The 5,841-nt window shown below is 69.8% G+C and carries 4 protein-coding genes; 2 read left to right on the plus strand and 2 right to left on the minus strand.

Annotated features, from left to right (window positions below):
* Nucleotides 1-117, minus strand: a 117-nt coding sequence (locus tag KBX53_RS19610) for a SapB/AmfS family lanthipeptide (RefSeq protein ID WP_013734295.1), incomplete at its 3' end; no start/stop codon positions are given.
* 5 nt (nt 118-122) lie between these two features.
* Complete coding sequence (lanKC, locus tag KBX53_RS19615) at nt 123-2,762, minus strand: class III lanthionine synthetase LanKC (RefSeq protein WP_247675889.1); 2,640 nt, start codon at nt 2,760-2,762, stop codon at nt 123-125.
* Nucleotides 2,763-2,983: 221 nt separating this feature from the next.
* Here lanKC and KBX53_RS19620 point away from each other — a divergent pair, with 221 nt between their 5' ends.
* The gene (locus KBX53_RS19620) at nt 2,984-4,204 is read left to right on the plus strand and encodes a PP2C family protein-serine/threonine phosphatase (RefSeq protein WP_030330818.1); all 1,221 of its coding nucleotides are present in this window, start codon (nt 2,984-2,986) and stop codon (nt 4,202-4,204) included.
* A gap of 477 nt (nt 4,205-4,681) precedes the next feature.
* A partial coding sequence (locus KBX53_RS19625) for an endo-1,4-beta-xylanase (protein ID WP_210860886.1) occupies nt 4,682-5,841 on the plus strand: 1,160 nt, incomplete at its 3' end.

Genomic DNA, 5,841 nt, shown 5'->3' on the forward strand with positions numbered 1-5,841 from the left:
GTTGCAGGTCGTGACGGAGAGCGAGCTGTCGCCGCAGAGCAGCAGGCTCGCCCGGCTACCGCCACCCGTGCGGTCGGCCGGAGCCATCTCCAGGCCCTGGAGGTCCAGAAGCGCCATGTCGTTCACCTCCCTTCCATCCGTTCGCTGATCAGGTCGCCCTCGCTGTGGCGAGGGAGTCTCTGCGCGCCCGGCAGGGGCGCGAGGAAAGGCAGCGCCGGCGGTTGGTCGTGCCGCGCGCTGGCCAGCGCGTACAGCACGCCGGCGGTACCGGTGCCGAGGTCCATGGAGAGCCGCAGCAACTGCTCGCCAGGGAACGCGGTCCCCTCCCGGTACGGCAGCGCGTGCCAGCTCAGCCGGTCCAGCTGCGCGTCGAGTTCGCGGCGGTCGGCGTTCTCGGTCGAGGCGGCGAGGTAGGCGATGATGCCGGCCCGTCCGGCGAAGAGCCCGGACTGTGCGTAGAACGGTGAGCGGGCCGCGCGGCGGATTCCCGCGCTCGCCTCGGCGAACCGGTCGTCGGCCCGGTGGCGCAGGTACTGGTCGAGGACCAGCCCGATGCCGACGCTGCCGTGCGCCAGGTAGGGCATGGTGCGCCAGCCCTCATTGACCTCCAGCGCACCGTCCGGCCGCAGCACACACCGGCGCAGGTCCTGACGCAGGGCCGTGGCGGCGTGCTCCAACAGCTCGCCGTCGCCGCTGAGTTCGTAGAGGCGCAGCAGCATCAGCGCCGGTCCGGTCCGGCCGCGCAGCAACCCGGCGTACGGGTGGTGTCCGCCGCTGACGTCCGGGCCCGGGTCGTCGGCCAGCTGGCCGATCACCCGCTCGGCGGCCCGCCACGCGGCGTCGCGCAACGACGCCTCCCCGGTACGCCCGGCAAACTCGGCCAGGTTGAGCGCGATCCCGGACAGTCCGCCGGACAGGCTGTGGTCGAGCCCGTCCAGTGGTTCTCGCAGGCAGATGTCGAGAACGTCCAGTGCGTCCTGTCGGCGGCCGAGGTGGGCGAGTGCGTACGCGACGCCGTGCAGCCCGTCGTAGAAGCCGCAGCGGGTGCCGGACGGGGGTGCTGTCGCCCGCCGCACCAGCCAGTCCTCGTGTTCGGGCCACCGCCCGGCGCCGCTCTTGTCGAGCGCGTACAGCACGCCGGCCGCTCCGTGGGCGAGGTTGAGGCCGCCACTGCGGAACTGTTCGATGTCGCCGGGGAAGAGCCGGTCGTCGCGTTCGGGGGTGGCGCTGGCCACGATCGCCGTCGTCAGCTGGTGACGCATGGTGGGCCAGTCGTCCGCGCCGATGCGTGGGTCGGTGGTGACCGGTGGGGCGCCGGTGATCTCCTCGACCGCCGGGTCGAGGAAGGACCTCGGCACCGGGAAGTTCGCGGCGATGATGTCGGCCAGGTGGGTCACCTTCGCGGGGGCGAGCCGGACCAGCTGGGTCAGCGGCAGGAACAGCGCCAACCGAAGGCAGGCCAGGGCGTACTTGTCGACCGCCGGGCCGCTGCGGTCCCTCGGCGCCGCGAAGCCCTGGTTGCGCAGCCCGGGTCGGCGGTGCCCGGCGATCGGGGCGGCCACCTCGAAGTCGACGAGGGCAACCTGGTCGTCCGGCCGGATCATGATGTTGAACAGGTGCAGGTCCCCGTAGACCAGGCCGCGCTCGTGGATCGCCGCGACGATGGTTTCGACCTGCTGGTAGACATGGCGGGCCCATCGGACGTACGCCGCCCGGTCGCCGTCTGTCGCGTCGGCGTCGATCAGTGGGTACCTGTCGACAAGCACCTTGTTCAGCGGTTTGCCGTCGATGAACTCGAGCGCGAGGAACCGGTGTTCGCCGAGGACGAACTCGTCGTGCACCTGCGGCACCTGCGGCAGGTCGGCGAGTTGCCGCAGGGCCTGCGCCTCGCGGGCCAGCCGGGCGACGGCGTCGGTGCCGTCGGCGTCCAGGCCGGCGTGCGGTCGAGCTTCCTTCAGGACCACCTCGGTGTCGGTACGCAGGTCCCGGCCCACGTACAGCCCACCGCCGTTCGAGAAGTGGATCACCCGTTCGATCCGGTACGGCACCTGGTTGGTGCTGGTGTCGTTGCGGGCGGCCAGGTGCGGGCCGAGGAAGTCGGGCAGGGTGATCCAGGACGGTACGTGGAAGACCGGTTCGCGGCGGTCGGGCACCAGCGTGCCGGAGTCGTCCTCGATCGCCGGGACCACCTGGCCGTCGGGAGAGTGGCAGTAGCGGGCGGCGAAGCCGCCGTAGCGCACGTGGACGGGGCCGGCACCGTAGCGCAGGTCGCTGAGGATGTACGGTCCGGGCTCGCCGGTGAGCAGTTCGTCGAGTTCCTTGCAGGTCAGTTCCAGCTCGGCGTCGTCGCGCGGGTAGACGGTGACGAACTTGCCGCTGGCCGCCCGGGCGGCGTACTTGGAGTTGCGCAGCAGCAGCGTGCGTGGCCCGCGCAGGAACTTGAAGGACAGGCCGCGGGGGACGCAGTAGTTCCAGACCGCGTCCAGCACCCGCTCGGCGTTCGCCAGACCTGCCGACACGTGAATCTTCCAGCCCTGCTGGGGCAGCGAGCCGCCGTCGGGCGCGTAGATCAGCCAGTCGTCGAGCGGCTCACGGCGCCAGCCGGCCGGTACCGGCCGGTCGGCGGCCGGGAAGACGGGCTGCGCGACGGCGCTGCCGAGCGAGTCGTAGAACAGCCGATCTGCGGCGCAGTAGCTGTCGTAGCGTTCGTCCACCGTCTCGCCGCCCTTCGAACTCGGCCGGCTGTTGTTCCGGCGTTGCATCGAGTCTCATCGACAGGACGGGGCGGTCTCCAGTGCGCTTAGTCATGACCTTCGATGCATGGCGCACAGGCACACATGACATTAGTCAGGCCCGCACGGCCGGGCTCAGATCGGGTCGGTGAGGTCGGAGACAGAGGCGGGTACTCGCCGTCGGGCGACGGACACTGTCGATCTCGCTGCTGGCGTGCCGACGGCGGCGGGCCGGCGTCTAGGCTTCCTGCGTGGCCGATGCCGAGCTGGTGACGAATGACGAGCGGCTGCGTCGTATCGAGGCGATCACCGACGCGGCCCTCTCTGGGCTGAACATCGCCGAGTTGCTCGACGAGCTGCTCGAACGGATCCGGGACCTGCTCAAGGTCGACACCGCCACCATCCTGCTGCTTGACGACCACACCGGTGAGCTCGTCGCGACAGCGGCCAAGGGCCTGGAGGAGGAGGTACGCCGCGGTTTCCGCATCCGGGTCGGACGCGGCTTCGCCGGTCGGGTGGCGGCGACCCGCGGACCGGTCATGATCTATGACGTCGGGCCGGACGACGTGGTCAATCCCATCCTGCTCGTCAAGGGCATCCGTGTCCTGCTGGGCGTGCCCATGCTCGTCAACGGCAACCTCGTCGGCGTACTGCACGTCGGCTCCCTGACGCTGCGGCGGTTCGGCCCGGACGACGTGCAGCTGTTGCAGCTCGTCGCCGATCGGGCCAGCCTCGCCGGTCAGGCCCGCGCACAGGTTCTCGACCGGCAGGCGGCGCTGGCGCTGCAACACAGCCTGCTACCGGGCCGACTGCCCGACGTTCCCGGCCTGGACCTGGCCGCCCGCTACATTCCGGGCCACGACCTGGGCATCGGTGGCGACTGGTACGACGTGTTCACGTTGCCATCGGGGTGGCTGGGCGCCGTCATCGGCGACGTCTCCGGTCACGGGCTGCCGTCCGCCGTCGTGATGGGACGCATCCGCAGCGCGCTACGCGCCTACGCTCTGGATTCCGACGACCCCGCCCAGGCACTGACCTCACTCGACCGCAAGATCCACCACTTCGAGGCCGGCACTCTCACCACCGCCGTCTACGCCCTGATCTCTCCCGACCGCACGCGGGTGCACGTCTCCTCGGCGGGCCACCTTCCCCCACTGCTGGCTGTTCCCGACCAGCCCAGCGTGCCCGTCAGCGTGTCGGTGGACCGGCCACTCGGGGTGGGCCGGCCGGTGAGCAATCGCCGCACCACGGTTCTGGACCTACCGCCGGGCGCGGCGCTGGTCTTCTACACCGACGGGTTGGTCGAGCGCCGCAGCGAGGTGATCGACACCGGGATCGAGCGTCTCGCCGACGCCGTGCGGCCCGGGCCGGCCGAGGCGTTGTGCGACCACATCATGGCCACCACGGCGGAGGAACACCCGAACGACGACATCGCCCTGTTGGTCATCCGCCGTCGACCACTGTCGGACTGAGCCGATCGGGCAGCTGATCCACGGCTGACCCACCCACCGGTCACGCATTGTTCGATCTTGTGCGCCGGAAGGCGCGCGAATCGTGGCGCCCTGATCCGTAACAGGTCCGAAACTACCGGTTGAAAACCAGGGATTTTTCTGCCAGCCTGGGAGCCATCGACAGGTGTGAACGTTAACAAGATCCTTCCGCGGAGGAGGCGCCTCACGCAACCGTCAGGCCCACCCACCTGCCAGGTGACCACATCCACCACCCTGCGGTACCAGCGCCCGCGACCATGTCCCGGCGGGCGACCGGACCCACTCATCGCAACGCTCCACCCGCTGGTCAAGTAGCCCGAGCGACCCGCATCCGGGCCACCACCTGAGGCCGCTGCCGGCCCGCTCGGGCGGACTCAGCACGGTGACCACCGCCATCTGGCGGGGCCACCCACTCGAACAGCGCCAGAGCTCTTCCTATCCCACCACCGGAGGATCAGCATGCCTTCCCGGACCCGTCTCACCGGGCATACCCGACTGCGAACGCTCACTCTTTCCGGAACCGCCGCGATAATTCTGACCCTGATCGTGTCGCTGCTGCCCAATCTGGCCCAGGCCGCCGAGACGACCCTCGGCGCCGCCGCAGCCCAGTCCGGCCGCTACTTCGGCGCCGCCGTCGCCGCGAACAAGCTCGGTGACAGTGCCTACACGACGATCCTGAACCGCGAGTTCAACAGCGTCACGCCCGAGAACGAAATGAAGATCGACGCGACCGAGCCGCAGCAGAACAACTTCACCTTCGGCAACGCGGACCGGATCGTGAACCATGCGACCTCCCGGGGTTGGAAGGTCCGGGGCCACACCCTGGCCTGGCACTCCCAGCAGCCGAGCTGGATGCAGGGCATGGAGGGCTCCGCGCTGCGCAGCGCGATGCTGAACCACGTCACCCGGGTGGCCACCTACTACCGGGGCAAGATCCACTCGTGGGATGTGGTGAACGAGGCGTTCGAGGACGGCAACAGCGGCGCCCGTCGTAACTCGAACCTGCAGCGCACCGGCAACGACTGGATCGAGGCCGCGTTCCGCGCCGCCGACGCGGCGGACCCGAACGCGAAGCTCTGCTACAACGACTACAACACCGACAACTGGACCTGGGCCAAGACCCAGGCGGTCTACAACATGGTGCGCGACTTCAAGTCCCGGGGCGTGCCGATCGACTGCGTCGGGTTCCAGTCGCACTTCAACGCCAACTCGCCGTACAACAGCAACTACCGCACGACGCTGTCCAGCTTCGCCGCCCTCGGGGTGGACGTGCAGGTCACCGAGCTGGACATCGAAGGCTCCGGCACGACGCAGGCCAACACCTACCGCAACGTGGTCAACGACTGCCTGGCCGTGGCCCGCTGCAACGGGGTCACCGTGTGGGGCGTGCGGGACTGCGACTCGTGGCGCTCCGGTGGCACTCCGCTGCTCTTCGAGTGCAACGGCAACAAGAAGGCCGCCTACAACGCCACCCTGGAGGCGCTGAACAGCGCCACTCCCACCAACCCGCCGACCGACCCGCCCACCGACCCGCCCACCAACCCGCCCCGCTCGGCCAACGAACTCGTCGGCACCCAGTCCGGCCGGTGCGTCGACGTGCCCCACGCGGCGACCACCAA

The organism is Micromonospora sp. M51 (genome assembly GCF_018070305.1).
GTDB lineage: Bacteria > Actinomycetota > Actinomycetes > Mycobacteriales > Micromonosporaceae > Micromonospora > Micromonospora parva.